Annotated in this window: 29 protein-coding genes; 13 read left to right on the top strand and 16 right to left on the bottom strand. The window is 69.7% G+C overall.

What is annotated here, in order from left to right:
• The first annotated feature begins 6 nt into the window (after nt 1-6).
• Complete coding sequence (locus ABEA77_RS28295; RefSeq protein ID WP_345653572.1) at nt 7-1,503, top strand: ParB/RepB/Spo0J family partition protein; 1,497 nt, start codon at nt 7-9, stop codon at nt 1,501-1,503.
• 43 nt (nt 1,504-1,546) lie between these two features.
• On the top strand, nt 1,547-2,455 hold the full coding sequence (locus ABEA77_RS28290) for a ParA family protein (protein ID WP_345653569.1): 909 nt from the start codon (nt 1,547-1,549) through the stop codon (nt 2,453-2,455).
• A gap of 108 nt (nt 2,456-2,563) precedes the next feature.
• On the opposite strand, the gene ABEA77_RS28285 is transcribed toward ABEA77_RS28290, so the two are convergent.
• From ABEA77_RS28285 to ABEA77_RS28215, 15 genes are all read right to left on the bottom strand, one after another.
• Complete coding sequence (locus tag ABEA77_RS28285; protein WP_345653567.1) at nt 2,564-2,692, bottom strand: hypothetical protein; 129 nt, start codon at nt 2,690-2,692, stop codon at nt 2,564-2,566.
• A gap of 265 nt (nt 2,693-2,957) precedes the next feature.
• Nucleotides 2,958-3,356, bottom strand: coding sequence for an RRQRL motif-containing zinc-binding protein (locus tag ABEA77_RS28280; RefSeq protein WP_345653564.1), 399 nt, complete (start codon nt 3,354-3,356; stop codon nt 2,958-2,960).
• A gap of 190 nt (nt 3,357-3,546) precedes the next feature.
• Nucleotides 3,547-4,182, bottom strand: coding sequence for a hypothetical protein (locus ABEA77_RS28275; protein ID WP_345653561.1), 636 nt, complete (start codon nt 4,180-4,182; stop codon nt 3,547-3,549).
• 145 nt (nt 4,183-4,327) lie between these two features.
• Complete coding sequence (locus tag ABEA77_RS28270; protein WP_345653559.1) at nt 4,328-6,472, bottom strand: hypothetical protein; 2,145 nt, start codon at nt 6,470-6,472, stop codon at nt 4,328-4,330.
• A complete protein-coding gene (locus ABEA77_RS28265; RefSeq protein ID WP_345653556.1) occupies nt 6,472-7,437 on the bottom strand; it encodes a hypothetical protein in 966 nt (321 codons plus the stop codon). Before ABEA77_RS28265 ends, ABEA77_RS28270 begins: the two co-directional genes overlap by 1 nt.
• Nucleotides 7,438-7,659: 222 nt before the next feature.
• Nucleotides 7,660-9,021, bottom strand: coding sequence for a hypothetical protein (locus ABEA77_RS28260; protein WP_345653553.1), 1,362 nt, complete (start codon nt 9,019-9,021; stop codon nt 7,660-7,662).
• Between the two features lie 5 nt (nt 9,022-9,026).
• Nucleotides 9,027-9,302, bottom strand: coding sequence for a hypothetical protein (locus ABEA77_RS28255; protein WP_345653550.1), 276 nt, complete (start codon nt 9,300-9,302; stop codon nt 9,027-9,029).
• A gap of 1 nt (nt 9,303) precedes the next feature.
• Complete coding sequence (locus ABEA77_RS28250) at nt 9,304-10,296, bottom strand: bifunctional lytic transglycosylase/C40 family peptidase (RefSeq protein WP_345653547.1); 993 nt, start codon at nt 10,294-10,296, stop codon at nt 9,304-9,306.
• 178 nt (nt 10,297-10,474) lie between these two features.
• Entirely contained in the window at nt 10,475-12,118 is a 1,644-nt protein-coding gene (locus ABEA77_RS28245; protein WP_345653544.1) for an FtsK/SpoIIIE domain-containing protein, read from the bottom strand.
• A 231-nt stretch (nt 12,119-12,349) separates the two neighbouring features.
• Nucleotides 12,350-13,582, bottom strand: coding sequence for a hypothetical protein (locus ABEA77_RS28240; protein WP_345653541.1), 1,233 nt, complete (start codon nt 13,580-13,582; stop codon nt 12,350-12,352).
• 25 nt (nt 13,583-13,607) lie between these two features.
• Nucleotides 13,608-14,093 (bottom strand): hypothetical protein, encoded by a 486-nt coding sequence (locus tag ABEA77_RS28235; RefSeq protein WP_345653538.1) that lies wholly within the window; start codon nt 14,091-14,093, stop codon nt 13,608-13,610.
• 364 nt (nt 14,094-14,457) lie between these two features.
• On the bottom strand, nt 14,458-14,598 hold the full coding sequence (locus tag ABEA77_RS28230; RefSeq protein ID WP_345653535.1) for a hypothetical protein: 141 nt from the start codon (nt 14,596-14,598) through the stop codon (nt 14,458-14,460).
• Entirely contained in the window at nt 14,595-14,867 is a 273-nt protein-coding gene (locus ABEA77_RS28225) for a hypothetical protein (protein WP_345653532.1), read from the bottom strand. The genes ABEA77_RS28230 and ABEA77_RS28225 overlap by 4 nt, the downstream gene beginning before the upstream one ends.
• A 144-nt stretch (nt 14,868-15,011) precedes the next feature.
• Nucleotides 15,012-15,338 (bottom strand): hypothetical protein, encoded by a 327-nt coding sequence (locus ABEA77_RS28220; RefSeq protein ID WP_345653529.1) that lies wholly within the window; start codon nt 15,336-15,338, stop codon nt 15,012-15,014.
• Nucleotides 15,339-15,501: 163 nt separating this feature from the next.
• Nucleotides 15,502-15,771, bottom strand: a complete 270-nt coding sequence (locus ABEA77_RS28215; protein ID WP_345653525.1) for a hypothetical protein — start codon at nt 15,769-15,771, stop codon at nt 15,502-15,504.
• A gap of 743 nt (nt 15,772-16,514) precedes the next feature.
• Between ABEA77_RS28215 and ABEA77_RS28210 the strand changes: the two genes are divergently transcribed.
• The 5 genes from ABEA77_RS28210 to ABEA77_RS28190 all read left to right on the top strand — a co-directional run bounded on the left by ABEA77_RS28210 (nt 16,515) and on the right by ABEA77_RS28190 (nt 21,916).
• Nucleotides 16,515-17,267 (top strand): GntR family transcriptional regulator, encoded by a 753-nt coding sequence (locus tag ABEA77_RS28210; RefSeq protein ID WP_345653522.1) that lies wholly within the window; start codon nt 16,515-16,517, stop codon nt 17,265-17,267.
• 229 nt (nt 17,268-17,496) lie between these two features.
• Nucleotides 17,497-18,696 carry an NsdA family TPR-like regulatory protein gene (locus ABEA77_RS28205; protein WP_345653520.1) on the top strand — a complete coding sequence of 400 codons (1,200 nt, stop codon included), beginning with the start codon at nt 17,497-17,499 and terminating at the stop codon, nt 18,694-18,696.
• A gap of 72 nt (nt 18,697-18,768) precedes the next feature.
• Nucleotides 18,769-19,077, top strand: coding sequence for a helix-turn-helix domain-containing protein (locus ABEA77_RS28200; protein WP_345653518.1), 309 nt, complete (start codon nt 18,769-18,771; stop codon nt 19,075-19,077).
• A 395-nt stretch (nt 19,078-19,472) separates the two neighbouring features.
• Nucleotides 19,473-20,534, top strand: coding sequence for a hypothetical protein (locus ABEA77_RS28195; RefSeq protein ID WP_345653515.1), 1,062 nt, complete (start codon nt 19,473-19,475; stop codon nt 20,532-20,534).
• Entirely contained in the window at nt 20,531-21,916 is a 1,386-nt protein-coding gene (locus ABEA77_RS28190; protein ID WP_345653512.1) for a replicative DNA helicase, read from the top strand. The genes ABEA77_RS28195 and ABEA77_RS28190 overlap by 4 nt, the downstream gene beginning before the upstream one ends.
• A gap of 603 nt (nt 21,917-22,519) precedes the next feature.
• Here ABEA77_RS28190 and ABEA77_RS28185 read toward each other — a convergent pair.
• Complete coding sequence (locus tag ABEA77_RS28185) at nt 22,520-22,813, bottom strand: hypothetical protein (RefSeq protein WP_345653509.1); 294 nt, start codon at nt 22,811-22,813, stop codon at nt 22,520-22,522.
• Nucleotides 22,814-23,081: 268 nt separating this feature from the next.
• Here ABEA77_RS28185 and ABEA77_RS28180 point away from each other — a divergent pair, with 268 nt between their 5' ends.
• The 6 genes from ABEA77_RS28180 to ABEA77_RS28155 all read left to right on the top strand — a co-directional run.
• Nucleotides 23,082-23,354 carry a hypothetical protein gene (locus ABEA77_RS28180; protein WP_345653507.1) on the top strand — a complete coding sequence of 91 codons (273 nt, stop codon included), beginning with the start codon at nt 23,082-23,084 and terminating at the stop codon, nt 23,352-23,354.
• A gap of 50 nt (nt 23,355-23,404) precedes the next feature.
• A complete protein-coding gene (locus tag ABEA77_RS28175; RefSeq protein WP_345653610.1) occupies nt 23,405-23,596 on the top strand; it encodes a hypothetical protein in 192 nt (63 codons plus the stop codon).
• Between the two features lie 320 nt (nt 23,597-23,916).
• Nucleotides 23,917-24,072 (top strand): hypothetical protein, encoded by a 156-nt coding sequence (locus ABEA77_RS28170; protein ID WP_345653504.1) that lies wholly within the window; start codon nt 23,917-23,919, stop codon nt 24,070-24,072.
• A 161-nt stretch (nt 24,073-24,233) separates the two neighbouring features.
• Nucleotides 24,234-24,869, top strand: coding sequence for a GmrSD restriction endonuclease domain-containing protein (locus ABEA77_RS28165; RefSeq protein ID WP_345653501.1), 636 nt, complete (start codon nt 24,234-24,236; stop codon nt 24,867-24,869).
• Nucleotides 24,870-25,612: 743 nt separating this feature from the next.
• Nucleotides 25,613-25,759 carry a hypothetical protein gene (locus ABEA77_RS28160; protein WP_345653498.1) on the top strand — a complete coding sequence of 49 codons (147 nt, stop codon included), beginning with the start codon at nt 25,613-25,615 and terminating at the stop codon, nt 25,757-25,759.
• Between the two features lie 72 nt (nt 25,760-25,831).
• On the top strand, nt 25,832-26,919 hold a 1,088-nt coding region (locus tag ABEA77_RS28155; protein ID WP_345653495.1), incomplete at its 3' end, for a hypothetical protein.

Below are 26,919 nucleotides of genomic sequence, written 5' to 3'. Positions count from 1 at the left end.
GACAAGATGACGACGCCGCTGCCTCGGCCGAAGCGTAAGAAGAAGGGCGAGGGCGGCGGTAGCGGCACTCTGCGAGCCGACCGCGAGAAGGCCGGTCTCACGGGCAGCCACGACATCCACGCCCTGCCTCCCGAGAATGGCGAGCTCCTGGAGCTCGATCCGGAGACCATTTCGCCCAACCCGATGAACATGCGGCTTGAGCTGCGCGACATGGACTCGATGATCGCGGACGTAGGCGAGCGCGGGGTCCACACTCCGGGCATCGTGATGCACACCAAGGTCTTCATGGAGTGCTATCCGCAGTGGGCTTCCAGGGTGAAGCACCCCGACCGGACCTTCATCCTCGGCCCCGGTCACCGGCGGCACGCCGCTGCGCTCGCGACGGGGCGCATCATGCCTGCGGTCCTGCGCGACGACATTGCCCGGGACCGCCGCGTCGAGGAAGAGCTGGTCTCCGAGAACAACAGCCGCGCCGGTCTTTCGCCGATCGAGCAGGCTCTGGCGATCGACCTGCTGCGCCAGCGCGTCCACGAGGACGAGGACCGGACCCTCAGCTTCGATGAGGTCGTCGAACGGGCCGGATACACCGCAGGGACGGTGTCGAAGTACCTCGCGCTCCTCAAGCTCCCCGACGACGTCCAGCAGGCGATTCACGTCGGTGACCTGTCGATGCGCGCCGGCTACTCGCTCTCGCTCCTCAAGGACGCCGACGGGAAGAAAGAGTCCCCGGAGGCACACGCCCTCCAGCTGCGCGGCTGGGAGCTGATGCGAGACGAGAAGCTGTCCGTGGAGGCCGCCAAGAACCGGGTGACCTTGGAGGGACAGCAGCAGTTTCACGCGGGAAAGTCGTCCGCCACCACGCTGGCTGTGCCGGAGCCGCGGGAGGAGAGCACCACCCAGGCCGGGGAGGACCAGGCCCCTTCGGGTGAGACGCCGAAGCCGGTGACGGTCCCCAGCAAGGGCGGTGAGACGGCGCCGGGCGAGACCACTGCCGCACCGACCGCCGTCGCGGTCATCGAGACGACCGACGACTCCGCGCCTACCGCTTCGCCAGCCCCGACCGTCGATCCCGAGGTGCTCCGCAAGGCTGCGGCGGACCAGCGAGACCTAGCGTGCCGGCTGCTGCTCGCTGAGGAGCGGTACGCCAAGGGGGCGGAGTCGAACGCCCGGCTCGTCACCATGGTGCTCAACCCGAACGAGTGGAAGCAGGCCGCGGCCAAGGCCCACGGGTGGCTCGTGGAGCTCAAGAAGGGGCCGTCCAGCAAGAAGCGCCCCACCGACTACTTCGCAGCCGTCGCCGCATCCGAGGACTCCGGCCTGATGCAGCGCGCTGCCTTCGCCATCGGCCTGGCCGCCGACGAAGTGCGGGCCGCTCAGCCGGACCGGGCGTGGGACGCTCGCGACGTCGCACACGTTCAGTTCCTCGCCACCAGCCGCGCCTCGTACCAGCTCAGCGAGTGGGAGCAGCAGCAGGTGGAGCTACTTTCACGCGGGAAACAGTGACCGCCCGCCCCCGACAGGATGGCTCAGCCTCCACGGAGATCAGATGACCAGCACACTCGCGAAGACCAGAGCGCAGAACGTCCGGCGTGCCTACAAGGTGTTCATCTTCGCCCTCAAGGCCGGCGGCACGGCCAAGACGTCCACCACCACGGCCCTCGCCGTACAGCTGGGCCTGCGCGGCTACCGCGTCCTCGTCATCGACTTGGACCCGCAGTGCAACGCCACCCGGGTGCTGGGCCGTCGTGTGTTCAAGCCGGGGCAGAAGAGCCTCACCGATGTGATGGCGGACAAGGCGCAGCTCAAGGACATCATCGTCCAGGCCCGGTACCGCACCGACCCGGACGGCGACAGCGACGACTCGTTCACCGAGATCCCGAACGTCTGGATCGCTCCCGGCGACCTCGATCACCCGGACATCGACGACGCGGAGCGGATCCTCAACGCTGAGGACGGGAACGTCTTCTGGCTCAAGGACGGCCTGGACGACCTGGCGGAAGAGTTCGACGTCGACGTCGTCCTTATCGACCCGCCGGCGACCTACGGCCGCCTGACGGTCACGGCCCTCGTGCTCCTGGACGAAGAGACCGAGGGCGCGGTGATCCCGCCGGTGCTGTGCACCTACAAGGAGGCCGACGCGCTGGTCCGGCTGGAGAAGAAGCTCAAGGAGATCAGCGAGCGCCGCATGTACCAGCGGCGGGGGATCCGGCCGCAAATGAAGTACGTGATGGCCTGTGCCGCTCCCACGGCCTCGTTCGGGACCGAGGAGCACTGGGAGACGTTCAACGAGCTCAAGGAGGAGTACGGCGACATACTGCTGCCGCCGGTGCACTGGTCCGGCGTCGCCACGAAGATCTACCGCAACGAGTGCGCGGTGCCGATCCTCTCGCCGAACTCCCGGCCCTCGCAGGACTACGCGAAGGTCGCCACGGCTCTGGGCTTTCCGCAACGCTGACAGCTACTTTCACGCGTGAAAGTAGCGACCGGATCGGTCCGGAAACACAAGAAGGCCCGCACTCCCCGCGCCGTTCGCAGGGGGTACGGGCCTTCGTGGTGCCGGGTGTCAGAGCGCCCAGGTCGCGGGCGCGCCTTCGTCGGGGTTGGGGATGCTGGCGGCCTTCACCGTCGCGGCGGGGTGTCGCAGGGCGGTGATCGGGACGGCGCCGGGTTCACTGGCCGGCGCCCAGACCATGCGCCAGGTGTCGTCCTACTCGCAGCCGCATCCGTCGTGGTCCGGGTGCGGGCGCCGTGAGAAGACGCCGTGGGTGTGGACGGCGCGCGGGATGCAGGGGATGAGGACCGCCGGGTCGTCGCCCGGGTACAGGTGCCCGCGGCGGGAGTTGTGACGGTCATAGTGGTGCGGTTCTCCTTGGTGGTCGGGGATGGGCCGCACTGGGCCCGCCTGGAGCTGTTCAGAACGGGGAGGCGCCGGCCGGACCGGGGCGCGAGACGGGGCGTCAGGCAGCAGCCGCGGACGTGTAGGAGTTGACGGGGGCCGGGGTGCCGTCGTAGCACTCCAGGCACATGCCGTAGCGCTTGAGCGGGAGGCAATGGAAGTAGCGCCGCATGCACTGCGGACACGTCTGCCGCGCGGCCATAGCCCGGTCGAGCGCGGCCTCCTGGGCGAGCGTCGGCGTGCGCTTCGGCAGCGCGAGGTCGATCCGGTACAGCCAGGCCCACTTCGTGCCGCCGCGGCATTCGAGGCGGGCGACGGGCTCCTGACCGCCGGGACGCAGTCCCATCGCACGCAGCTGGCGGCGAGTAGCGAGGTACGCGCGGCTGGCCTGCCGCCAGCCGTAGACCGGTAACGAACTGTCCAGGGCGTAGAGGTCGACATCGACCAGCTGGTCGGCCATCACGCACTCCTGCGAACCAAGGCAAGGGAGTTCCTCTGACCGGGAGCGGTGGCGCGCGAGCCGGCGCCCCCGCGGGAGATGAGCACGGTGGACTCCTTCAACGGCACGAACAGCGCCCGCCGCCCCGTCTTCGGGGCGGCGGGCGCGGGGGACGGCCGAACGGTGTGGAGGGCCCTGGCAGGGCGCGGGATCACAAGTCGCTGGGGAGCTGTTTCCCACTCTTCGCGTCGTACGCGGTACCGGTCGGGGACAGACGCACGGTCCGCACCATGCCCAGAGATCCGGCGTGCCAGCTCTTCCCACCGACTGCGATCCGTACGGTCACGTCCGCGAGGGAATCAGTCACCGGCAACGTGATCTCCACGGGTAGGGGGTACCACCCGTGCTTCCGGACGTTCGTAGCGGTCTTCCTGCCTGCGTCGATGTGCAGGTATCGCGCGTCAGGGTCGTAGTAGCTGGACAACTCCACGGTCACCTTGTCCCGACGGACGCTCCAGTAAGCAGTAGCAGTCGCGTCGACACTATCCAGGTGGAGAGCCGCTCCCGAGCGGCCCTTGTAGGCGACGGCCTTCATTGTGCGTACCTTCTGCTCATGCTCCTCGTGCACGTGGTGGACGATTCCCGCGGTGCCGAGGGTGACCACAGCGGCGGCGACGATGTAGGGCCATGTGCGGCGCCGCGCGGGCTTCGCGTCGAGCGTGGTGCCGGGGCTTGGGGGTGGTGGGGCTGCGGGCGGGGATTGGGGGCCGCTGTACCAGGGTGGTGTGTTCTGGCCGCTCGTGAACCAGTCAGTGTTGGTGTTGGCCATGCCCTCTTCCTTCCTCATGGTCACGACGGTGGCATGTGCGTGGGCGCCGCGTCGGGGTTTTGCGTAGACGTCAGCCACGCGGCCCGGGCGGTACGAGGCGTCGCAGGGCGGCCGCGGCGCGGGTACGGTGCGGCCGCCCGGCGATGCGGCGGGTGGGGGTGGGTTAGAGGTCGGTGGGGATCTGTCGTCCGGTCTTCGCGTCGTATGCGGTGCCGGTGGGGGAGAGGCGGACGGTGCGGACGATGGGCGGGGCCCCGTCGTGCCAGCTGACGCCGCCGACTGCGGCGGTGACGGTGATGTCTGCGAGGGGGTCGCTCACCGGCAGCGTGATCTCGGGGGTGTCGGGGTACCAGCCGTCCTTGCGGGTGCTGGAGGCGCTGTGCCCGGCGGACTCGATGTACAGGTAGCGTGCGTTGCGGTCGCTGTAGCTGCGCAGCTCCAGGGTGACCCGGTCGCGGTCGGCGCTCCACTGGGCGACCGCGTAGGCGTGCACGCCGTCGACGTGGAGGACGGCTCCTGCCCGGCCCTTGTAGGCGCGCACCCGCGCCTCCCGTTCCTGATCGCGGGGTGCGGCGGTGCCGGCGACGAGGCAGAGGGCGGGCAGCTTCCTGTCCCACGACGGCGCGCTCTGCTCCGCGGTGAACCCGCCGACGACGGCCTGGAGGGGTTCCTCCTGCCTCTGCATGTTCGCGACAGTGGCGCGCAGGTGGGCGGCCTGGTCGGGGCGCCCGCAGGCGTCGGCGATGCGGGCGCGGGTGGACAGCCAGGCGGCGGCCTGGGGGGAGTTGACGCCGTGGGCGGCGATGTCCTCGCGCTCCCCGAGGGCGGCGAGCTGCGCGGCTTCGTTGTACCGTCCCGCGATCGCGGCCTGCACGGCGTGCTCGTGGCGGACGTCGATGTCGAGGTCGATCACGTTCGGCGGCATCTCCCACCCCCAATCCTCTGCGTCGTCCGCGCCGTCCTCGAGCACAGGTTCCTCGCCGGCCTCCAGGAGCTCGTCGTCATCCGGGAGCTCGTTCTCCGCGAAGTCGTCGTCGTACTGCGGTGTCTCCTGCTCGATCGCCACCGCCTGGTCCGCCGGCACACCGTCTTCGTCCGTCCCGGTCGCGGCGCCCTGCGTGCTCTGGTCCTGGGTGAGGGTCTGCTGAGCGTTGCGGCGTCGGGAGGACGTGTCGGTCAGGACGGCTTCGTCGGTGGTCAGGACGGTCTCGACGACGTCGACGTACCCGGCGCCGACCTTCCACACAGCCTGGCCCGGGGCCAGGCCGGGGATCATGGCGATGGCCCAGTCGGGCAGGCCCAGCAGTGCGCCGACGAGGTCGGCTTCCTCGGGGCTGAGGCGGCCGACGTGGGCGACCTCGCACAGCCGGGCGAGGTCGCGCGCCCGACCGTCGCCCAGGTCGGACAGGGTGTGCATCACCGCCTCCAGCGACAGGCCCGCCTTGCGGCTGTTCTTCAGCAGGCGCTGGATCAGCTCGGCGGTGGCGGGGGAGAGGAGGATCTGCCACGCCTCCTCGATGACCAGGTGCCGGTGCACGGCCGTGGACTGCGGCAGCCACACGTGCTCCGCCCAGCACGAGATGGCGGCCATCAGGGAGGGGATCGCGGGGCTGCTGCGGTCCAGGCCGGTGAAGTCGAAGCTGAGGATGGGCAGGTCGGTCTCGGGCAGGCTGGCGTCCTGTCCGTCGAACAGGCCGGTCAGCGCGCCCTCGGTGTAGCGGGAGAGGGCGAGCGCGGCGGGCTCGCCCCACTCGGTCAGCCGCGCGGCCGGCCACCGGCCGTCCTGCGGGCAAACGAGCGCGCCGACCAGGCCGTTGAGCGAGGTCGCCTTGGGGTGGCCCAGCGCGTGCTGGAGGGCGTGGGTGACCTGGGGGTTGAGCGCGCCGGGTTCGACGGCGAGGATCAGCGAGCGGACCAGCTGCTCGCGCACCGCCGGCGGGAACAGCTCCGAGCACGGGTTGAGGCTGAAATCACCGGCCTGGATGACCCGGCCGCCCAGGGAGCGGACGAGCGGCGCCCACTCGCCGGACACGTCCTCGCCGAAGGAGTCGATGACGACGGCCTGGTGCTGGTGGTCGAGGATCTCGCGCCGGATGCGGACCTTCGCCGTGGCCGACTTCCCCGAGCCCAGACCGCCCAACGCGATGCTGGTCGTGGAGGGCATGAGGGCGGCGTCGACCAGGACGGGGGAGAGGAAGAACTGCCGTCCGTCCAGGAGGGAGCGTCCGATCGGGATGCCGGGAAACGCGGTGTTGGAGGCGACGAGGGGGGCGGTGATCGCGGCGTGGCTGGAGGGCAGGCGGATCATCAGAGGACCGCTCCTTTCCTGGTCGAGGCCCCGTGCGGGGTGGTCATCACGTGGGCGCGGTGCTGCTGGCCGGGCAGCCAGTCGAGGCGGATGCGGTGGCGGTCCGCGGCCAGCGAGGTCTGCCAGCGGGCATCGAGGACGGCCTCGGGGCTCTCGCCCCACACCGTGAGGTAGGCGTCGAGGTCGACAAGGGCGGCGCCCTGCACCAGGGCGCCGTGCGTGGTGGTGGAGGCCAGGTCCTGGGCGGCGGCCTTGACCTTGTCGAGCGTGAACGCCTCGGACGCAGCCGACTGCCACTTCGCGGACCGTCGTGACTGGCCCGCGGGCAGGGGCCGGTAGAGCACGGCGAGGGAGCGCTGCGGGCCGGGCCCGAGCAGCAGGCGCGGCATCAGGTCCCCGCCCGTCTCCTGCGGCCAGGCGGTGATCCGCGCGGTGGCCGCGTACCGGCCGTCCTCCAGCGCGACCCATCCGCGGCCCCGCTCCACCACCACCGGGAGCGGGTCCGGCGTCAGCGGGGCCAGGCCCCCCAGGCGCGCGAACTCGCTCTCCAGGGTGTCGAGGATCCGCTCGGGCTGGCTGATCAGGCCCCTGGGGACGTGGACGGAGATCGTCTGCGTGTGGGCGGTGTACTCGCGGACGGCGGCGTGATGGGTGACGTGGACCTGGATCCCCGCGGTGCGCGCCTGCCCGCCGGCGAACGTCAGCGCCTGCGAGAGCGCCTCGTGAAACCCGGCCCGGCGCTGCGCATCCTGCATCGTGCCGTGGTCCGGATACAGGGACCAAGAGGCCGTCGTACCGGCCGGGACCGTCATGGCGTCGGGAGCGGTGCGCTCGCGCAGGTGCCGGTAGCCGACCGTGGCCCACCGGGCGATCGAGCGAGGGCCCGGCGCCAGGTTCAGCGCCGCCGCGGCCGCGCCCACCGCGCCGAACGCCCACACCGGCGGCGGCGCGATCAAAGCCGACATCAACACCGCGCCACCCACACCGGCGTTGGCCTTGGTCAGCAGAGATTCGGCAGGGCTCAGGCCCCGCTGGAGGGCAGGGAGACGGTAACCAGGCGTCAGGGAATACACGACATACCTCCACAAAGAGTGCTGCGGCCAGGCGGCCGGGAATCCTCGGCAGAACTCGGCCCCGCCGATCGCCCCCTGAGGACGACCGCCGGGACCGGGAACCGCCGCGGGTGGTTACGAGGGGCGCGGCCCCTGCGGCGGGGCCGGGCGGGGCGTCGGCGGCCGGGCCGCGGGATCCTGCGGCCCCTGGCCGCCGGCGGCGCCGTCCCGCTCGGGCGCGGGCGGGCGCCGCCCCGGGGCAGGAAGACCGGCTGCTGCCCGCGCTTCGCGGCGCGCCTGGCTGATCTGCGCGCTGCGCCCCGCCTCCCGGGTGGCGTTGGCCACCGCGGACGTCGTGGTCAGCCGCGCCGCGCGCTCGTGCCGCTTGACGCCGTAGGCGGCGAACAGCACCCCGCTGTCCTGATGCAGGGCCCGGCCCGGAGTGGCCACAGTGTGGTGCCCCCGCGGCGCGTTCTCCATCTCGTACATGCTCGGCACGCCCGCGCGCATCACCGCGTGCCCGACGCGGTTGGTGGTGTGCAGCTCCACCAGCTCCCGTGCGGCGCCCGCCACCCGCGGCCCGATGTAGGGCACGCCGTGGAAGATCATCCGCAGCATCAGGGCGTCCGCGGCGACCAGGAGCACCGCGTCCACCACGAGCGAGCCGTGCGCCATCTTCGCGAACGGCGCGATCAGCAGCAGTGCAAAGGGACAGAACATCAGCCCCAAGAGGCGCTGCGCCCACATCTTGATTCCGGAAGTGTCTCCGCTGCGGGCCAGAGAGGCCAGCACCAAGGGCGCCATGCAAACGAACGCGAGGATCCCAAGGTTGCGGGTTATGAACACCAGCACCGCAAAGGCCAGCGCGACCACGAGCGCGGAGAGGATGATCAGGATCGCCAACGGGTTCTTCGAGTCCGCCCCACGCGACATGTCGGATCGGATATTTCCGAACAGACTCATCTCATCACTGCCGAACGCCGCTACGAACGCAGCGCTGACTGCCCTGTTGAGCAGGGCGACCACGCCGGGGACGGCGGCCATACCGGCCACCGCCACCAGCGCGGCCCCCGTCGACGCGCCCATCTGGCGAAGCCGCGGGGCGCCCTGCCAGGCCGTCAGGGCGCACACCACGACCACGCACAGGAGGATGACGACCGCGAGGTGCTGACCGAGCCACAGGAACGGCGCGTACAGGCCGCTGGTCGCCTTCTGCGGCGCCCACGTATGCCCCGGCGCGATCAACTTCATGACCGTCTTGCTCAGCCTGTCGACGAGGTCGGCGACGTAGTTGGAGGCGTTGCCGGTGATGCCGCTGGAGCCGCCCCCGGCCCCGCCTCCCTTGCTCTCGCAGTAGTCCTTGACCGGGCCGGGGATCCCGGAACACGGGTCCCCGGCACCACTGCCGCCGGCGCGGTGCTTGCTCTCGCAGTAGTCCTTGACCAGTCCGGAGAGCTTGTCGCACGAGCCGACGGCCTTGTCGCTGAGGTAGGCCATACCGGTCAGCCCTTGGCGCTGGTCACGGTGGAGAACAGGTCGCCGCCGTACAGGGCGAGGACCACCGCGACGAACAGCGTGCCCAGCCCCATCGCGCCCTTCCGCAGCGCGCCCTTGGGGTCGTTGGCGGCCTTCAGCAGCATGAGCACCGCGATGACGCCGATGACGGCGGCGACGGCCTTGGTGACCAGACCACCGCTGGTCAGTCCGATGGTCTTGAAGAAGTCACTGAACCCGGAGGACATGTCCATGGGCTTGGCGAGGACGATGAAGGAACGCACGTCAGATCTCCTTGCTGGAATGGGGTACGGGGCGGGCGACGGCGTACAGGTCGCTCATCGCGCCCATGGGGTCGATGCGGACTTTGGTACCGGGACGGGGCGCGTCGAGAATCCATCCCCCGCCGATATAGATACCGACGTGGTGGATTCCCGCCGCGGTGGTGCCGTAGAAGACGAGATCGCCGGGGCGCTGGTCTCCCGGTTTTACCGGTTCGGAGGCGGCGTACTGCTGGGCCGCGGTGCGGGGCAGGTAGATACCGGCCCGCGCATACGCGTAGAGGGTCAGACCCGAGCAGTCGAATCCGGTGATGCTCTTTCCGGAATGCCCGGCGGGGGAGCAGCAGATTCCCGTGCTGGGTCCGCTCGCGTTTCCGCCGCCCCACGAGTACGGGGTGCCGAGCATGTCCTGTGCCGCGTCGATCGCGCTGACGGATTGCGCATCGGTGAGGGTTTTACCGCCGGAGGGCTGGTCGGCCAGGGCGGTGATGGACTGGACGTAATGCTGCGTCTCCTTGTACGGGGGGACACCACCGTATTTGCGTACGGCGCCGCTTCCCGCGTTGTAGGCGGCGAGCATGTTGTCCTGCTTGTTTCCGGGGACCTCTTTGACGTCGCTTGCTATGTCGCACAGGTATCCGGCGGCGGAGGGGATCGCGTCCTGCGGGTCCCACACGTCCGTTTTTCCGTCGCCGTTTCCGTCGAATCCGTGGGATTTCCACGCGGCGGGCATGAATTGCGCGATGCCTTCCGCGCCCGCCTGTGATGTCGCTTTCGGGTTGAAGCCGGATTCCTGTGTGACGAGCGCGGCGAGGAGGTTGGGGGTGACCTGGGGGCAGATGCTCCCGGCCTCCTCGATGAGCGACTTGTACCTGCCGGGCACGGCCAGGCTGAGCGCCGTGGAGACGGGGTCGCCGGCGGCGCCCTGGACGAGCGCGGCCACGAGTACCGCCGCTGTTGCCCCCATCCCGATCGTGGCCGCTGTGGAGCCCTTCACGAGCCTCTGCTCTCCTTCTGCCGATGTCTTGTTGTTTCTGCAGTTCAGGACCGTCACCCGTGACCGCACCCCGACCGCACCCAGACCGCACCCGGGCACGTGGCACCGTCACCCGGAGCTGCCGGGTGACGGTGGGGGTGCGGTCGAGGTGCGGTCCGGGTGCGGTGCCCGGGGGCGGTCACGAATCGGACATTGCGGCTGTGGTGAGGTCGGCCAGCCGGTAGCCGCGAACGCCCTTGGCGGCTCGGTACGAGGGGACGCCAAGGAGCTTGTTCAGTTTCTTTCCGGCCTCCGCCGGATCACTTTCCGTGATACCGAGCGCCGGGGCCAAATCGGGGGTGGGCATGAACTCGACGCCCTTGTCCCGCATCAAATCGATGGCCTGCTTGAGTGGGGAGGGCGGGGCGGTTTCGACTGCCTTCTGCTGTCGGTCTTGCACTTCGTCCACGACGTCCCAGACGAATTCGTCTTTGAAGTTGAATCCGCGAAGGAGGGTGGAGCGGCCGTTGGCGAACAGGACGCCCTGGCCCTTGATGTCCGGGTTGAGCAGTGCCGGGTTGATCGGCGCCACGGTCTCGAAATAGGTGTCTCCGAGTGCGACCTTCGCTGTTCCCTCCGATGCCACATACATGCACATGCGGTAGAGGAACTGGTCGCGCACCATGACCGGAATGGCATTCTGCGCCGGGCGCTGCGTCAGGAGAACCGTGGAGATACCGGATTCGAGGCATTTGGCCACCAGGCCGCGGGTACTTTCCGCGATCCGCCGCGTGTCCTCCTTTCCTTCGTTGGATCCGTCGTTGGCGAAAAAGTCGGCCGCTTCGTCCACGATGAAGAAGACGGGGCGGAATTTCGGGGCAGGCTGCCTGTTCTTGATGGCCTCCTGCATTTTTGAATACCGCCGCTCCGAGAGGTCGTTCAGCTCGTTGACCATGCTCTCGAAGACGACCGGCTGGTCCGATGCCTCGTAGCGGGTGGCGATTTTCGCGTACCGGGTGAGCCCGCAGAATTTCCCGTCGAGCAGGTACAGGTCGAATTCTCCGTACGCGATCAGCAGACATGTGATGATGCCGTTGATCAGGGTCGTCTTGCCCATCTGCGTCATGCCGCCGACCAGCAGAGATGCTTTTTCGAAGGTCGGCACGCCGGTGAGCTGGCCGGTGACGTCGTGCCCGAACGGGATGCCCTCGAACGCCTCGATCTCGCGCCTGGAGGGTGCGGGAAACGGCTTGGTGAACGGGGGCTCGTCGAGGACCAGGAGGCGCGCGCGGCGTTCGCTGTCGCGGCTGCGGGCGAGGGTGAGGTGCAGGCGGGTGACGCCGAAGACGCCCGCGACCTGGCCCAGACGCCGCTCGACGTCGGCGTAGGTGCGGCCGGGCGGCACGAGGAAGTCGTAGACCGTGCCGGTCTTGACCTGCTCGATGGTGACCTCGTCGGCCTTGATGACCTGGTCGCGGCCGATGGCGCCGGCCGTGACGAGCGCCGACGTCAGCTGCGGATGCGCCACGGCGGCCTCAAGCGCCGCCTCCGCGGGGCCTGCGGCCGCCGCGGGGGCCTCCTGCTGCAGGGCCGTCGCCGCGGTCTTCGCACCACCGGGCTCGCGGCCCCACCAGCGCCGCGCGGCGCTGCGGATGCGCCAGGCCAGGTAGCCGAGGAAGACCAGGCTCCCGGCCGTCACCAGGACCGTCACGGGCCAGGACAAGCCGAGCTTGTCCTTGATGGCGGCGAGGATGCCGAACGAGATGACCAGGCCGCCGATCGCGCCGGCCGCCTGCCCGTACAGGTCCTCGTCGTGGCTGACCTGCTGTTTTCTCTTGCCCAACGCCCCTCTCCTTCACGGGGTCATGGCATGCCCGCGGTGATGGTCGCGGGCATGCGAGCTGGTGGGATGCGGTGCTCGCCGGGTCTGCTCCCTGTGGTCTGCGAACAGGTCGTCCGCTCGCCAGGTCGCTCACCGGGTCTGCACCGGTTGACTGCGGTGTGTTTCCGGCAGTCGCAGCAAGGGCCAGCCCGCGGTGCGCGGGCTGGCCCTCACTGGTGGTGCCGGACGGGGTCAGGCCCTCGCGTCCTCCGAGTCGTCGGAGTCTGCTTCGTCGTCCTCGGATGCCTCGCGCGGCGCGGACGTGTCCGCGCCGCGCGAGGTGCCGGCCTCCTCCTTCGACATCAGGGCGCCCCACACGCGCCGGACGCGCTCCTCGGAGCCGACGTAGCCGGCCTCGCGGAAGTCGGCCACGGCCTGGCGGTACGAGCGCGGCGGGTCGTCGGCGTAGCGCAGGTGGCGCAGGACGACGTCCATCTGCAGATCGGTCAGCCGCTCGCCGACCACCGGGGCCGGCACGCCCGCCACGGCGGCGAGCTGCTCGACCGTGACGGCCGGGACGCCCGCGCGTGACGGCGTGTCAGCGTGCGTCACGCCGTGCGTGACGGGCTGCATGCCGGACTGCGACGGGGAGCCCTCCATCCCGGTGCTGACCTGCGTGACGTCGCCGTGACGGACGGGTGTTGACGTGCCGGTAACCGTGCCGGAGTCCGTCCCGGCGGGCAGCGCGGGCGTGCCGGGGGCCCACGTGTCGAGCTGCGGCAGGGCGATGGCCGTGACGGACGCGGGCAGTGCCTTCTCCGCGAGCGTCAGCTCGGTGTCCTGCGCCTGCTTGTGCAGTTGCGCGGTGGTGGACTGCCGGGTCTTGAGGACCGACAGGCGATACGCGGTCTCGGCAGCGGCCACGCGCTGATCCAGGCTGGTCGCGGCCTCAAGGAGCTCGATGCGGTGCGCGGCTTCTGCCTCCATCTCCTCGAGGCGGTCGGCGACGTGCTGGCGCTTGGTGTCGATGGCCTGCCGCGTGCTCGCGGAGACCCGGCGCCCGAGCGCCGGCAGGGCCACCCACCAGGTGCCCTTGGTCGCGGCGATCGCGATCGGGGTCAGCACGTAGGCGAGGTCGAAGCCGGCCTTGTCGGCGTGCGCGATCAGCTCGAACGTGGGGATCGCCGCATTGATCGCGGTCAGGGCCAGTCCGGCCCACTGCACGCGCCGTACGCGCGCCGTGTTGTTGCCGGCCAGGATTTCCGTCGCCTGGAAGATCACCCACAGCGCGTCCAGCGCCCCCACAGCCGGGGCGGCCCACCAGCCGAAGTGCGGGGTGAGGACCTGGTAGCTGACCCGCACCGACAATACCGCGATGCCCACGGTGACGAGCCCCAGGACCGTCAGAACGATCCCGCGCGGGGAGCGATGCCCCGCAACCCACCGTGCGAACGTCCCGTCGTCGTTCTCGTTCTCGCTGCTCATGTCTGTCTCCTTCGATCGTCGGGTGTCAGCTGCGGGAGTCGGCGTTCTTGAGGGGGAGTGCCTGGACGCGCCAGAGGACCTCGGTGGCCGGCGGCAGCGCGGCGCCGGGCGGGAACGCGCTCCAGCCGCTGCGCGCAGCTCCCTCGGCCTCGGCGGCGAGTTCGGCCGCCTCCTGCGTGACGTGGATGCTGTGCAGCTGCCCTCGCTGGAACAGGGCGTAGACGCGCTCCTGACGCGCGGCCTGCTTCCTGGCGGTGCGCAGCAGCATCCGAAGGGCTACGCGATCCTCCGCGTCCAGGAGGGTCTCGGCGTAGGCCGCCTGCCGGTCGGCCAGGGCCTCGTCGAGCTGCTTACGCAGCTCGGTGATCTGCTGCTCGTGGTCGTAGTGGTCGTCGGCTCGCAGCTCAGCGGTGTGATCGGCCGTCTGCTCGGCCTGCGCGGCTGCGCGTTCGGCCGTCTCAACAGCCTCGCGCAGCGCGCGAAGGGTGCCGGCGCGGATGACGCGGAACATGGGATACATCTCCTCAGCGGCCCACCGCGGAGAACCCGCGGTCGGCCGCACGACGGATCATGGGCGGGGGTGCAAGTCGGCGACACGATGGCCGGCCTCCCACGCCCACAAGGCCGCGCGGGCCGCGAGCGCGAGGGCATGGCGGGCGGCGGGATGCCGTACGCCGTGGAGACGGATCGCCCGCGCCGCTGCGTGCTGCGCGTCGCGGGCGATCCGTATGGGATGAGGGGACACGATCAGCAGTAGCCGCAGCTGATGTCCCCGTCGCGGTTGATGCAGCCGCAGTTCGGGCAGTGCCAGGAGGCGATCGTGCCCAGGAGCCGGGCCACACGCCGCAGGATCGGACGTCGCATTGTGGGCTCCTTCACCGGTTCGGGATCTGCGCGACGGTCTGGGCGAGCGCGACCTGCGCCTGCTGTGAGGCGGCCAGGTCCTGCGCGGCCTGCCGGCGGGCCCGCTCCACCGCCTCAGCGGCCTTACGGCGCTCCTCGTCGGGGTCACTCATCGGCCCGCCCCCGTCCCGGCGGCGTCGAGCCGGGCCTGCATCTCCGCACGAGTGCGCGGGACGCGGCGCTCCGCGGGGATGCGGGCGTCCTGCTCGCGCACCATGCGCAGCAGGAGCGCGTCCAGGCGCTGCTCCGGCGTCGCCGCCGCACGGATGGCGGGGTGCGGTCGGGCGGGCGCGGGCTGGGGGGCCGACCGATCGTGCTGCGGCTCCGGCTCCGGCTCCGCGGATGCGCGCGGCGCCTGTCGTGCGATGATCGTTGCTCGCACAGGGAGTTCCTTTCCAGAGGTGTTCCTGTGTGGCACGCCCGGGGAGGTGCATCCCCGGGCGTGCGCCGACCGCTTTCCTGCGGTCTCCGCCGTCGCCGGCCTTGCGTGGGGCAGGCCGACGGCGACAGGAAGCGCAGGGAGGCGTCAGGCCGCCGCCGCGAAACTGGCCGGCGCCTCCGGGGCCGCGGCCTTGGCGGGACGGACCAGGTAGTCACTGCACGTCCACACAGACCCGACGACGAACGGCTGAGCGTCGGGGTGCAGGACGTCGCGCACGACCAGCGCCCAGCGCGCCGTTCGCTTGAGCATCTGCGTGGCCCTAGCCGAGTCGGTGACCAAGGCCAGTACCTCGAAGGCCCCGCTCACGTTCTGGTAGATCGCGCCGGGGCGACGCGGCCCGATCTCCTCCTCGACCCCACCGGGGAACCGCCCCGGGGACGTGGCGGCGGACCGCGGGGTAACGGGTGACATGCTGACGCGCATGCGGGTTGCCTCTCCGTGAAGGTGACCAGCACAGACGGCCCCCGGGATGACACCCCGGGGGCCGTCGTGCGTGACTGCGTCGAGCAGCCACGGCCCCCGCCACCCGCCGGGGCGGCGGGTGGCAAAGACCGTGGTCGTTCGACCACATCGATCAAGCCACGGCCGCCCCGTCGATCACCTCCGGGTCGACGGGGAAGCCCCGCTCAGCGAGGGCGGCGCTGATGTACAGGGCCGCGTCCGCGAATTCGAGGACCTCGTGGCGGCGGGAGTAGACCTGCCCCAGGAAGATCCGCGCGATTTCCTCGTAGTCCCAGTGCGTGGTGGGCCCGGCGTCCTTCGACTGGACGATCCCGCCGGCGATGCGCATGAACTGCTCGTGGCGCTGCTTCTCGCGCCGCGCCGCACGCTGCTTCTTGAACATCAAGACCTCCATGGGGGTTCAGCTGTCGTACGAGCAGCCGCGGCCCCGACCACCCGCTCTCCAGGTGGCCGGGACCGTGATCGTTCGTTCGAGCGCGGCCTCTTCCGCCGCGCGGGCCACCTTTTCCGGGAGGTGGCGTGCCCTCGGCTGCGGGTTCACCAAGTCCCTGCCGTAAATGTGTCGTTGAGCCGGTCACCGGCTGGAGGAGCCCATGGCGCGGCCGCGCACCAGGGTGCGGGGGCGGGTGGATCGCGGGCCTCTCCGTGGCCCAAGCCGGGATCGCTCTCACTCCCCCGACCTGGGCCGCCGTTAGCGGCTGGCCGGATTTCTGGCTCCGGCCTGCCCTCCTGGCGCATCCGACAGCCCCGCAAGGACTGGAGTCCGGTCACCCTTGCCGCAACACCCAGCCATCTGGTCAGGGGCGGTAGTCGTCACCCGGCGTAGCGCCTTCAGTTGTCAAGTACCAAGCGCTCCCCGGTCCGGCCGCGACGTGTCGCGAGGGCCTTCTCCGGGAGCTGGCGGCGGTGGATCTGGCCGCTTCAACCGCTGCCACCTGGGGTGGCGACGATGGGAACCGCCAGAGCCTCACCTCGTTAGCGAGGTTTGGTCGCGACGCCAAGTAGAGCGTAGCTCGCTAGCGATGTCAAGAACCTCGCTAGCGAGCTACACTGTTTCCGAAGCCCGCCCTTGCCAGCTCCTCGATAGCAAGCGGCCGTAGGATCGCTAGCGAGGTAGGGAGACAGATGGCGAGTGAAACGGGCGACCAGCGGCCCAAGTACCAGCGGATTGCCGACGACCTGAAGGAGGCGATCGAGTCCGGCGAGTACGGCCCCGGTGATCGGCTGCCGGGCGAAAGTGCGCTTGCCGCCCAATACGAGGTTGCTGCACTTACCGCCCGCCAGGCACTGAAAATCCTTCGGATCGAGGGCCTGGTAGAGACGAAAAAAGGCGCAGGCGCTCGGGTCATCGAATTCCGCCCTATCCGGCGTCACGGCATCCAGCGACTCGCACGCGAGCAGTGGGGCGCCGGCAAGTCCATCTGGTCCGCTGACGAGGAACGTCCCGTCACGATCGACGTCCGCGTAGACACAGTGGCCGCCCCCGCGCACGTCGCGCGGATGCTGGCGGTGGACGAGAACGAACCCGTCTGCGCTCGGTCCAGGCGCTTCGTACTCTCCGACAGGCCCGTCATGCTCGCGACCTCGTACCTGCCTCTTGACCTGGCTGAAGGCACGGCGATCATGCGCGTAGACACCGGCGAGGGCGGCACCTACGCCCGGCTCGCTGAGCTCGGGCACGCGCCCACTCATTTCCGCGAAGAGATCCGGTGCCGGCTGCCCGTCGCTGAAGAGGCGGAGGGGCTGGCCATGCCCCTGGAGCGTCCTGTCATCAAGGTGTGCCGCACTGCCTTCGACGCTGGGCTCCAAGCCGTCGAAGTGAACGAGATGACCATGGACAGCGCGGCCTACGTGCTGGAGTACCGCTTCGATGCCTGAGGAAAAGGACACATTCCCTCCCTGAGCGGGAACGATCACGGGTGGACGACAACCACCGTGGGCCTAAAGAGGCACCACGCAAAGTGACGACTACCGGTGACATCCGGAATGTCACCGCCACTTGTCACCTCCGCGCGATCAAGAGGGCGTGCGATGCTCGGCCGAAGAAGGGTCAGCCGTAGGGGAGAGGGGATCGGCTATGGATGAGCGCCCTGACTGGGCTCGCCGCATGGTTGAGGAACGCGCAGCCCGGGATTGGTCACAGACCGACGCGGTGCGCGCGCTGATGGTCCGACTTCCTGGCGACCAAGTCGTGAGCGAGCAGGACCTACTGCGCCAGTGGAAGAGGTGGGAGGCTGGCGACGCGCAACCCGTGAAGTACCGGTCTGCAATCGCTCAGACCTTCGGTACGACCACCGGTGCCTTCTTTCCCGAGCGAGGTCGCCGCGACGGACGCGCAGAAATCTTGCAGGTCAGCGGCATGGATACCGTAGACATCATCGCGCGCCTGCGTGCGTCCGATATCGACGGCGCGACCCTGGACGCGCTGCGGATCACCGCAGACAGGCTGTGTTGCGAATACGCATACATGCCCGCAGACCAGTTGCTTACCGAAGGAAAAGCATGGCTCGCCCGCGTTGTCGGGCTCCAACACCAGCGGGTTAGCCTCGCACAGCACCGAGAACTCGTCGCTCTCGCAGGGAAGTTGGCCCTCCTCGTGGGATGCGTCGAATACGACTCCGGGCGCCCGCGCGACGCCGAGGCCACCCGGCAGGCCGCGCTGATGCTCGGCAAGGAGTCCGGGGAGCTGAGCGTGCAGGGGTGGGCGCACGAAATGCGCGCCTGGTTCTCGCTGACGCGGGGCGACTACCGCGGCGTTCTCGCGGCCGCAGAAGCCGGCATTGCCATCGCGCCAAATGAAAGCGTCGCCGCGCAGCTATACGCGCAGCAGGCCAAAGCGTGGGCTCGGCTGGGGGACCGGTCACAGACCGAGGTGGCGTTGGACAGGGGGCGCCAGCTCTTGGAGCGCCTCCCGTACCCGGAGAACATCGAGGACCACTTCGTCGTCGACCCGGACAAGTACGACTTTTACCGGATGGACGCGCTGCGCAGGGTGGGAGAGAACCGGCTCGCGGAGCAGCTGGCGAACCAGGTGATCCGTGCCGGCACCGACTTCGACGGCATGGAACGCTCGCCTATGCGGAATGCTGAGGCCCGGGTCACTCTGGGCGTTGTCGCAGCGCGCGAGGGTGACCTCGATACCGCGCTCGCGTACGGGGAGAAAGCCCTCGCTGGCGACCGGAAGTCCTTGCCGTCACTTGCGATGGTGGCCGCAGACCTCGGACAGGCCCTCCAGTCCCATTACGCCCATGCCAGCGAGGCCCAGGCGTTCGTCGCTCACCTTCGCGAGCTGCGAGGTGAGCAGTGACGGAAAGCGACACACCAAATGCCACCTCCGTGGTGTATCTTTCAGCGATCCATTGATCATGAGGGGGTGCCCGTGTCCGAGCCCGACCGTCTGAAGCAGATTGATGCCCTACTGGACAGCCTGGACGATTCCCTGCCCCCGCCGCGCGTGCGCGCGAAGCTGCGCCTCGCGGCCGGCCTGACGCAGCAGGAGGTCGCGGCGGCCGTGGGCGTGAAGCGTCTCGCCGTGGCTCGTTGGGAGCTGGGGCAAACCCACCCCCGACGTCCGCACCGCGCTGTTTACCTGCACCTGCTCAACCGGCTCGCGGAGCGGTATCCAGAAGCCGTGAAGCGAGACGAAGACTCACGGACACCGACTCTCGGAGGAAGGGCAGGTTGTTAAGCAAGCCGCCGTAGAAATGCCGAAGCGGTCCCGTCGCCACAACGGAACCGCTTCTCAGCAATCGACTCGCACACCCATCACAGTCTCCGAGTCGTGTCCGGTGAGGTGACCTCGCCCGGGGTGATACCCGCGGACCTGTCGGTCCGTGTGGGTCACCTGTACCCAGGATACGCGTCCCGCAGTGCGGGAGGCCAGTATTGCTCTGAGTACCCGTTAGGTCACTCATTCGGTCACGGCTCCCCTACCAGGGGAGATAGATCCTTATGCACCACCCGCACCGCCTTCCACGTACCGCCGCGCCCGCGCCGGTGGATGAGTCCGGGCACATCAGGGCGGCGAAAGCACCCGTGAGCGGGGTGTCCGTGCCCCGTCACGTGGGGGTCGGGGACGACCTGGTGCACTCGCTCGACTACGTCGTGATGCTCCAGGTCATGTTCAACGTGGCCTCAGGCGAGGACTCCACTCCGCTGGAGGTGTGGGGGCAGCTCAAGCAGCGCGGGATCCGGTCATCGAAGAACGCCCGCGAGCTGGTCGGCAGGAACGCCGTCTACGAGTCCTTCGCCCGGTTGCTGGAGGCCGGCTACGTGCGACGGCGGCAGCTCCCGCACCCGACGCTGCCCGGGCGTAAGGGCCCGGTCGTCTACGAGGTCTTCGACAACCCCGCGTGGAACCCCGACTGGTCGCCGACGCCCTCCGAGACCGAAGATAACGGAGAGGTAAAGCCGCAGGTCGTGACGCTTCCCGGAACGCCGGATCCGTCATCCAGGGAAGCAGAGAAAAGCGCAGGTCAGAACGCTTCCCGGAACGCCGGACGCGTGAACAACGGATCCGGCGTTCCGGGAAGCGTCAAGCGCCGCGTTCCCGCAGGTCAGAACGCTTCCCCTGTTCCGGGAAGCGGAAAGGCGTCCCCCCCACACCCCCCGGAGGGGGAGGATTCCTCCTCCCCCTACCCCCTCACCCGCCCCTCGGGTTCGCTCCCGTCACAGCGGGAGGAGGGACGGGAGTTTCCTCCCGAGGAACTCGAAGCCGCCCGTGACTTCCTCCAGGGCATGGAGCGGTGGCAGGCGGGGCTGTCGACGGCACGCAAGTGCGCGCCCAGGTTGCTGCGCGCGATGCGGACGCAGGGCTGGCCGTCGCTGTCCGGGATGGATGACGCACAGCGCCAGGCGCTGGAAGGCGAGATCTTCAAGAACACGGGCGGGGCGGCGTCGTGGGTGAAGTGTCTGCCCGGTTGGGTGGATGACCTGCGCCGCTACCGCAAGCCGGTCCCGGCCGCCGCCGCGGACACAGGCCCCTCGATGCGGGAGCGGGCGGCGCTGCTGGCGGCGTGCCCGGCGTGCGACCAGCTGGGGTGGGTGCTCGACGACGATGACGAGGGGCCGACTCGCCGGTGCTCCCACCCGGGCATCACGATCGAGACCGCGATGGACAGCGCGACGGGCGGGGGACAGCGATGAGCGCGGACACGCTCGGCATCCCAGAGCAGCAGCTGGAGCAGGCGCCGGAGGCGGTGAGCGTCAGCGCGGAAGCCGCGGTCCTCGGTGCCTGCCTGATGGCCACGCCCGGCTACGACCCGATCCCCGGCGCGGCGCGGATCCTCGCCGATCCCGGTGACTGGTACCGGCCGCAGCACGAGGCGATCTGGCGGGCGATCCTGGCCCTGCACGCGCGCTCGAAGCCCACCGGGGTACCGATGGTCGAGGCGGAGCTGCGCCGCGCCGGCGACCTCGCCCGCGCGGGCGGCGTGGCGCAGCTGTCGCTGATCGCGACGCAGGCCTGCGTCGCGGCGGAGGTGGAGTACTACGCGGAGATCGTCCACGGCTACGCCCGCCTGCGCCGCTATCAGGCGGCCCTGGCGCGCGGCATGCAGACGGCCCGTCACAGCGACCCGGACGGCGTGAGCGACGCGATCGCCGCGCACCAGGCCGAGCTCGAGCACCTAGCCGCCGACCAGACCGGCGAGGAGGGGCTGTTCGGCAAGTTCGCGGACGGCCTCCAGGACCACCTCGACAGCCTGGAGACGACGGTCCAGGCCGCCGCGGTCACCGGGATGACCGATCTCGACGCCGTGCTGAAGATGCGGCCGGGCAACATCGTGGTGCTGGCCGGCCGTCCCGCGATGGGCAAGAGTGCCGCGACGCTCGGCATCGCGCTCGCCAACGCCGACTCCGGCCGCCCGACCCTCGTGCACAGCCTGGAGATGGGCCGCTCCGAGGTCACCAACCGGGTCCTGGCCAGCCGCGCACGCGTCGCCCTGCACCACCTCACCGAGGGCGGCCCCGCGGTCAACGAGGACGACTGGGCCCGCATCGCCCAGCGCCTGCCCGACCTCGAAGCCATGCCGCTGTGGATGGACTACACCTCACGCGTGACCCCGGGCCTGGTCCGCACCCGCATCAAATCGATCATGCGGCAGACCGGGCAGGCACCGCTCGTCGTCATCGACTACGTGCAGCTGATGTACACGGACCGGCGCGACCCGCGGCAGTCCACCTACGACCGCGTCAGCGAAGTCAGCCGCGAACTCAAGATCCTCGCGGAGGAGACCGGCAGCGTGATCATCTGCTGCGCCCAGCTCAACCGCGGCTCCGAACACCGCGACGGCAAGGTTCCCCAGACCTCCGACCTGCGCGACTCCGGCCAGCTGGAACAGGACGCCAGCGCGATCATCCTGCTGCACCGCGAGGACGCTTACACCCCCGAGAGCCCCCGCGCCGGCGAGATCGATCTGATCCTGAGCAAGAACCGCAACGGACCCACAAGCAAGATCACAGCCGCCCACCAGTTCTACTACTCCCGCCTGCGCGACATGACCACCCAGAACGACCCCACGTGGTAGCGGCTGTGGGATCTCAGATTCCGTGGCCAAATCTCACGAACGATGGCCAAGCGGTGGCCACTCGCGAGACTCCGCAGGTCGGAGCCGTGCCCTCGGTGGCCACTCCGAGGATTTGGCCACGGCCGTGAGACTGGACGGCTGGCCAACCCGTGAGACAGCGCGACAACCACCAGGTCACGACTCCGCCGTTGGCCACGAGCGGAGAGAACCTACAGCGGCGGGCGAGGCATCCCCTCACACCCGCACCAAGCCGCCTGTGCGCCTCGTACGCCGACGATCACCCACCCCAGGCACATTCTCACCCGGGGTGGGTGATCGTCGCTGTACGACCCCAATCAAGGCTGCGGCGACCGAGGCCGCCATTCTGCGTCCGTAGCCGAGCAGAGCCGCACCAGAGCTGCCCGTGCTCGCGGCGGAGACGGGGCCAGGCGGCCCGACCACGGCGGCCGCCGCGCAGCCCCGGCCGTGCCGGTGGAGCGCCGCGCCCCGGGGGCAGTTGACTTCCACCAGGCGCTCACCACTGCCCGCCAGGCCGTCGTACCTCCGGGCCAGCAGGACACCGCGAGCAGTTCCTCGGACGAACCTCAGGGGGCGTGAGCTGACCTACCGCTTACTGCCCAAGCGCCTTCGTACGCCCTCGACTACCTCGCGGTGCTGTTCCACCGCTGCTGCCTCCGTGCGAGCGTCTTCCCGCTGGGTATGCCAGCGCTTCCCGCCGTCCCGCGACGTCCCCGTGGCGAACATCGCTCCCGGCACCTCGTCGACGCCCTCCCACACCGTCCGAACCATGACGCCCTCGACCTGGTCCTCCGCCACGACCCGATACGCCATGTCGTCCCACAGGTCCGCCCACTGCGTCAGCTCAATCTGCCGACCCTGCCGGTCACGATGCGTCATGCCCCCATCGTCGCATCAACACGAGGCTCAGAAACAGGTTCCAGGCCAGCCCCACCACGGCCGCCGCCGCCCGGCGCCGGCCGTCCGGTAGAGCGCAGCCTCCCACCGGGCAGCCTGCCGCCGCGCGATCGCCACGCACCCCAGGCCGCCCGGCCATCGAGGGTGGACCCGCACCCGCGTCCAAGGCCCCGCGCTGACCGTCCGTCGTCGAGGTGCCGTCGCCTGCCGGTGTGGGCGTACCGTACGAGGGAGAGGAAGGGAGGCCGTAGTGGACGCCACTCTCAAGACCGTGATCGACGGGAACCTGATCGAGGTGCCCGGCACCATCGCCACGATCCGGGCCACCATGGACGCCGCGCGGGCCGCAGAATTCGACCGCGAGATCGAGCACGTCCCCGCCTCCGACCTCCCTGCCGCCCTCGTGCGCTGGGCGCTGGCCGACACCACCGCCGACGACGAGGACGACGCCCTCTTCGAACGCCTCGCCCGCAGCGAGGACATCGGCGCCGTCGAGGCCGGCCCCGACACGGAGGTGGCGTGAGCCGCTACCGCATCCAGTACGCCCCTCCCGCCGACCAGACCCGCCGCGCCATGCCGCGCGTCCTGCGCGCCGCGTTCGACGCGGGCATGCAGCGTCTGGCGGACGCCCCCTACGGACACGGCTCCACGCCGGTCAAAGCCGACAACGACCGGCGCGAAGCCACCGTGGAGGGCGTCGTCGTGCGCTACTACGTCAGCTCCGCCGTCCTGACCGTGACGGTCGTCCGCGTCGTCTTCGTGTAAGACCGGCCGTCCCGCCGGTGAGTGCGGCATGCTCGGTGGTCGGGCTGCTGCTGCGCAGCCGATCCAAGGCGGAGCGGTCGTCGTCCTGATGCTGCAAGCGGCGTGGCGCGCGGGAGTCGGCCGGGTTCGCCGCCGTGCTCCAGGACCTGATGGCCGGCTGGGCCCGGGGCTTGGGAAGTTCCCGGCCGTCGGCGGCAGCGTTCTGGAGCAGTGTCCCGACATCGCCGCGGCCGGGCCCGCGCGCCGACTTCTGCGGGGCACTCGCCGCGCACCAGGGCGTCGTGCCCCCGAGCCGCGGGAGCGGGTCTCCCGATCCGCTGATGCTCCTGGTCGGCTTGGTGGTCCTGGTGATGGCAGCGGCCGGGACTGTGTACGCGGTGCACGACCATCCCGGGCTCACCGAGCCCGTCATCGTCGCACTCGGCGTGGTCGGCGCCCTGCTGGCTCTGGCGACGTTCGGACAGCTCAGGAACTGACGCAGGTGATGCCCAAAGCGGGTTAGCGAGGTCTGCTCCGTGGTGCGCGCCCTCGAACGGGAACGGCGGCGCGGGCCGGGGATCGGACGTCGTTTCACCGCGCGTAGACATGGGCAGCCATGACGCCGACTCAGTCGGCCTCACCCCCACGGAGACCCTGCATGCGTCGCTCCCTCCTGGCCCTGCCCACCGCAGCCGCCGCCCTCAGCGCGCTCGCCTTCTCGGCGCCGTCGGCGTCCGCGGCGCCGCCGCCCCCGCCGTCGCTGTCGACCGCGCGCAGCGAGCTCGCCGACCTGACGGTCGCCACCCCCCACAGCATGGACGGCTACTCGAGGGATGCCTTCGACGTGTGGGCGGACCAGAGCGACGGCTGCACGACCCGGCAGGAGGTGCTCAAGCGCGACGGTCAGGACGTCGTAGACGCGAACGGGGACTGCCAGCCCGAGTCGGGCTCCTGGTACTCCGCCTACGACGGCACAACGCAGACGGTCGTGGCGCAGGCCACGATCGACCACATGGTGCCCCTCGCCGACGCGTGGAGGAGCGGCGCGGACAAGTGGAGCGCCGCGGACCGGAAAGCCTTCGGGAACGATCTCAAGGACCCGCAGCTCATCGTGGCGTCCGAGTCCTCGAACTCGTCGAAGGGCGACAGCGGCCCGGACGAGTGGAAGCCCGAGGACCAGGGCTTCTGGTGCACCTACGCCGAGGACTTCACGCGGGTGAAGTACGTGTGGAAGCTGACGACGACCAGTGCGGAGAAATCGGCCCTGAGCAGCATGCTCGACACCTGTTCCTGACCCGCCATCCTTCCTGTGCCCGATCCCTGTCGGGTATGGCACAGTTCGCGGAAACGGTGTAAATACGGCAGCGGGGCCCGGCGGATCTCCCGCCGGGCCCCGCCGTCTTGCCGTACGCCCTTCAGCCCACGAGAGTCGTCATCGTCGGGCGGAAGGAAGTCCGGCGGCCGACGTGTTAGCCGTGCCACCTTGCGAAGGCGCCTCGCTGCAACGAGGTCTCCTGTGTTCTGCGGTGCGTGTCCGGACCGTTGGACCTGCGCCTCTCCTGTACGCGTATGCGCATACGCACACGAGGGAACAAGTTCAAGAGTGGGGGGATAATGAGCCCCGGCCAAGAGGTGTAGGCAGGTATTTTCTCGCACCCGGATCGAATCTTTCTAACCTGCACCTACCTGCCCCATACTCGGAATCTTCAATGCGGTAGCGAACCGTCCTCTAAATAATCCCGTTCCGATCGTTAAATAATAGTTCGACGCTTTATTTATGGGTTGCCTCCAAGGGGAACTGAACCGGCATCTTCAGGCGTAAGCCTGGGTAACGTGGGCGTCGCTGACGCATGTGGCTGCAACCACGCGCGTGAAGTCCTGTGCCCTGCAAGGCACTTGAGCACAAAGTTCCGGACCGGTAGTCGACCATTCGCCTCCTGTTGGGAGTCAATACCCTTGTCACACCTGCCTCTTGGGCCCGTTCCTGCTGAGCAGAACCGGGCATGCGCGCACGCGCCGAAGGGCGCCACACAGTCCATGCCGTTGGTATCCGTGCTCCTTCTGGTCATCCTCCTGAGCGCGCTGGTCATCCTGCTCGCCCGCGGGATGACGCTGGAGGAGGCCCTGGCCGTCCTCGGCGCGGGCGGTCTGCTGACCGCCAATCTGCGGCAGCGCCTGCTCTGACCCGACCCCTGCCGGGGCCCGTCTCACCGACGGGCCCCGGCCCTGCCCGGGCTCGGGAAGGAGATGGACGCTGTGGCCCGTCCCATGAACCAACTGCCCCAGAGCAGCGACCCGCTGGTGGTCTTCGCGCGCGACCTCCAGGCGCTGCGCAAGAAGGCCGGCGACCCGCCGCTGGCGATGATGGCCCAGCACAGCGGGCTGTCCACCGCAACCCTGTCGAACGCCCACGCAGGCAAGAAGCTGCCCACCTGGGCGACCGTCAACGGCTACGTCCTGGCCTGCGGCGGCGACCCTGAGGACTGGAGCGGGCGCTGGGAGAACCTGCGCCTGATAGCCACCACGCTCCCCGGCGACCTGCGCCGCGAGGCGCTGCGCCGGTGGGAGCGCACCGGCATCCTCACCCCGCCTCAGGTGGCCGACGAAAACGAACTACGCGTACTCCTGAAGACACTGCTGGACTTCAACGGTCTCAGCCACCGCACCCTCGCCCAGCAAGCCCCCGGCTACTCCCACGTCACCTACGGGGCCGTCCTACGCGGCGCGCGCCCGCTCAAAGCGAAGATCCTCTACCAGATCCTCATCGGCTGCGGCGTCCACTCCCTGCGCAGTCAGGAAGCGTGGCTCCACCTCCTGAGCCGCTTCTCCTGGCGAGAAGGCGTAGAGGGCGGCAAGCTCCTGGCCCGGGTGGAACAACCCCTGCGATACGCCGGCGACATCGACATGAAGACGCTCAAGGCCATCCTCGAACGCCTCGAGCGCGCCCGCGGCCTGTTCGCCGCCGACATCGTCTCCTACACCAGTGTCCGCACCTTGCGCGCCGCGTACGAGGACATGCTGGAGCTACTACTCTCCTCGCTGGGGCGCTCCGATGCCCAGCCGCCGGGAAGGCTCGGCTACGCCCTCCAGCAGGTCATCCGCGAGCTGCGGAACAAGTCGATCCCCAACCAGGCCGCAATCACCGCCCTCATCCCGCTCGCCATGCCGTTCCACCCCCGCCTACGCACCCGCGTAGGCATGGCGCTGAAGAACGCGAGCGAGCTGCTGCAGCGGGCAGAAGACGGCGAACTCGACGTCCGCGGCCCGTTCGGACTCCCGATGCCTCTAACCTCGCGCTTTCACGAGGTGGGCTGTCCAAGAGTTGATCAGAAACACGGAAAGTG

The organism is Streptomyces tremellae, assembly GCF_039540215.1.
GTDB lineage: Bacteria > Actinomycetota > Actinomycetes > Streptomycetales > Streptomycetaceae > Streptomyces > Streptomyces tremellae.
Note: the sequence above shows the minus strand (reverse complement) of the source record. Positions and strands in the feature narration are given on the sequence as shown.

What these genes read in the sequence shown, in the direction of transcription:
- ABEA77_RS28295 (WP_345653572.1), top strand. Translation starts at nt 7, where the DNA reads ATGACGACGCCGCTGCCTCGGCCGAAGCGTAAGAAGAAGGGCGAGGGC.
- ABEA77_RS28290 (WP_345653569.1), top strand. Translation starts at nt 1,547, where the DNA reads ATGACCAGCACACTCGCGAAGACCAGAGCGCAGAACGTCCGGCGTGCC.
- ABEA77_RS28285 (WP_345653567.1), bottom strand. Translation starts at nt 2,692, where the DNA reads ATGGTCTGGGCGCCGGCCAGTGAACCCGGCGCCGTCCCGATCACCGCC.
- ABEA77_RS28280 (WP_345653564.1), bottom strand. Translation starts at nt 3,356, where the DNA reads ATGGCCGACCAGCTGGTCGATGTCGACCTCTACGCCCTGGACAGTTCG.
- ABEA77_RS28275 (WP_345653561.1), bottom strand. Translation starts at nt 4,182, where the DNA reads ATGAGGAAGGAAGAGGGCATGGCCAACACCAACACTGACTGGTTCACG.
- ABEA77_RS28270 (WP_345653559.1), bottom strand. Translation starts at nt 6,472, where the DNA reads ATGATCCGCCTGCCCTCCAGCCACGCCGCGATCACCGCCCCCCTCGTC.
- ABEA77_RS28265 (WP_345653556.1), bottom strand. Translation starts at nt 7,437, where the DNA reads ATGTCGGCTTTGATCGCGCCGCCGCCGGTGTGGGCGTTCGGCGCGGTG.
- ABEA77_RS28260 (WP_345653553.1), bottom strand. Translation starts at nt 9,021, where the DNA reads ATGGCCTACCTCAGCGACAAGGCCGTCGGCTCGTGCGACAAGCTCTCC.
- ABEA77_RS28240 (WP_345653541.1), bottom strand. Translation starts at nt 13,582, where the DNA reads ATGAGCAGCGAGAACGAGAACGACGACGGGACGTTCGCACGGTGGGTT.
- ABEA77_RS28235 (WP_345653538.1), bottom strand. Translation starts at nt 14,093, where the DNA reads ATGTTCCGCGTCATCCGCGCCGGCACCCTTCGCGCGCTGCGCGAGGCT.
- ABEA77_RS28230 (WP_345653535.1), bottom strand. Translation starts at nt 14,598, where the DNA reads ATGAGTGACCCCGACGAGGAGCGCCGTAAGGCCGCTGAGGCGGTGGAG.
- ABEA77_RS28220 (WP_345653529.1), bottom strand. Translation starts at nt 15,338, where the DNA reads ATGTCACCCGTTACCCCGCGGTCCGCCGCCACGTCCCCGGGGCGGTTC.
- ABEA77_RS28215 (WP_345653525.1), bottom strand. Translation starts at nt 15,771, where the DNA reads ATGTTCAAGAAGCAGCGTGCGGCGCGGCGCGAGAAGCAGCGCCACGAG.
- ABEA77_RS28210 (WP_345653522.1), top strand. Translation starts at nt 16,515, where the DNA reads ATGGCGAGTGAAACGGGCGACCAGCGGCCCAAGTACCAGCGGATTGCC.
- ABEA77_RS28205 (WP_345653520.1), top strand. Translation starts at nt 17,497, where the DNA reads ATGGTTGAGGAACGCGCAGCCCGGGATTGGTCACAGACCGACGCGGTG.
- ABEA77_RS28190 (WP_345653512.1), top strand. Translation starts at nt 20,531, where the DNA reads ATGAGCGCGGACACGCTCGGCATCCCAGAGCAGCAGCTGGAGCAGGCG.
- ABEA77_RS28185 (WP_345653509.1), bottom strand. Translation starts at nt 22,813, where the DNA reads ATGACGCATCGTGACCGGCAGGGTCGGCAGATTGAGCTGACGCAGTGG.
- ABEA77_RS28175 (WP_345653610.1), top strand. Translation starts at nt 23,405, where the DNA reads ATGCCGCGCGTCCTGCGCGCCGCGTTCGACGCGGGCATGCAGCGTCTG.
- ABEA77_RS28170 (WP_345653504.1), top strand. Translation starts at nt 23,917, where the DNA reads ATGCTCCTGGTCGGCTTGGTGGTCCTGGTGATGGCAGCGGCCGGGACT.
- ABEA77_RS28165 (WP_345653501.1), top strand. Translation starts at nt 24,234, where the DNA reads ATGCGTCGCTCCCTCCTGGCCCTGCCCACCGCAGCCGCCGCCCTCAGC.
- ABEA77_RS28160 (WP_345653498.1), top strand. Translation starts at nt 25,613, where the DNA reads ATGCCGTTGGTATCCGTGCTCCTTCTGGTCATCCTCCTGAGCGCGCTG.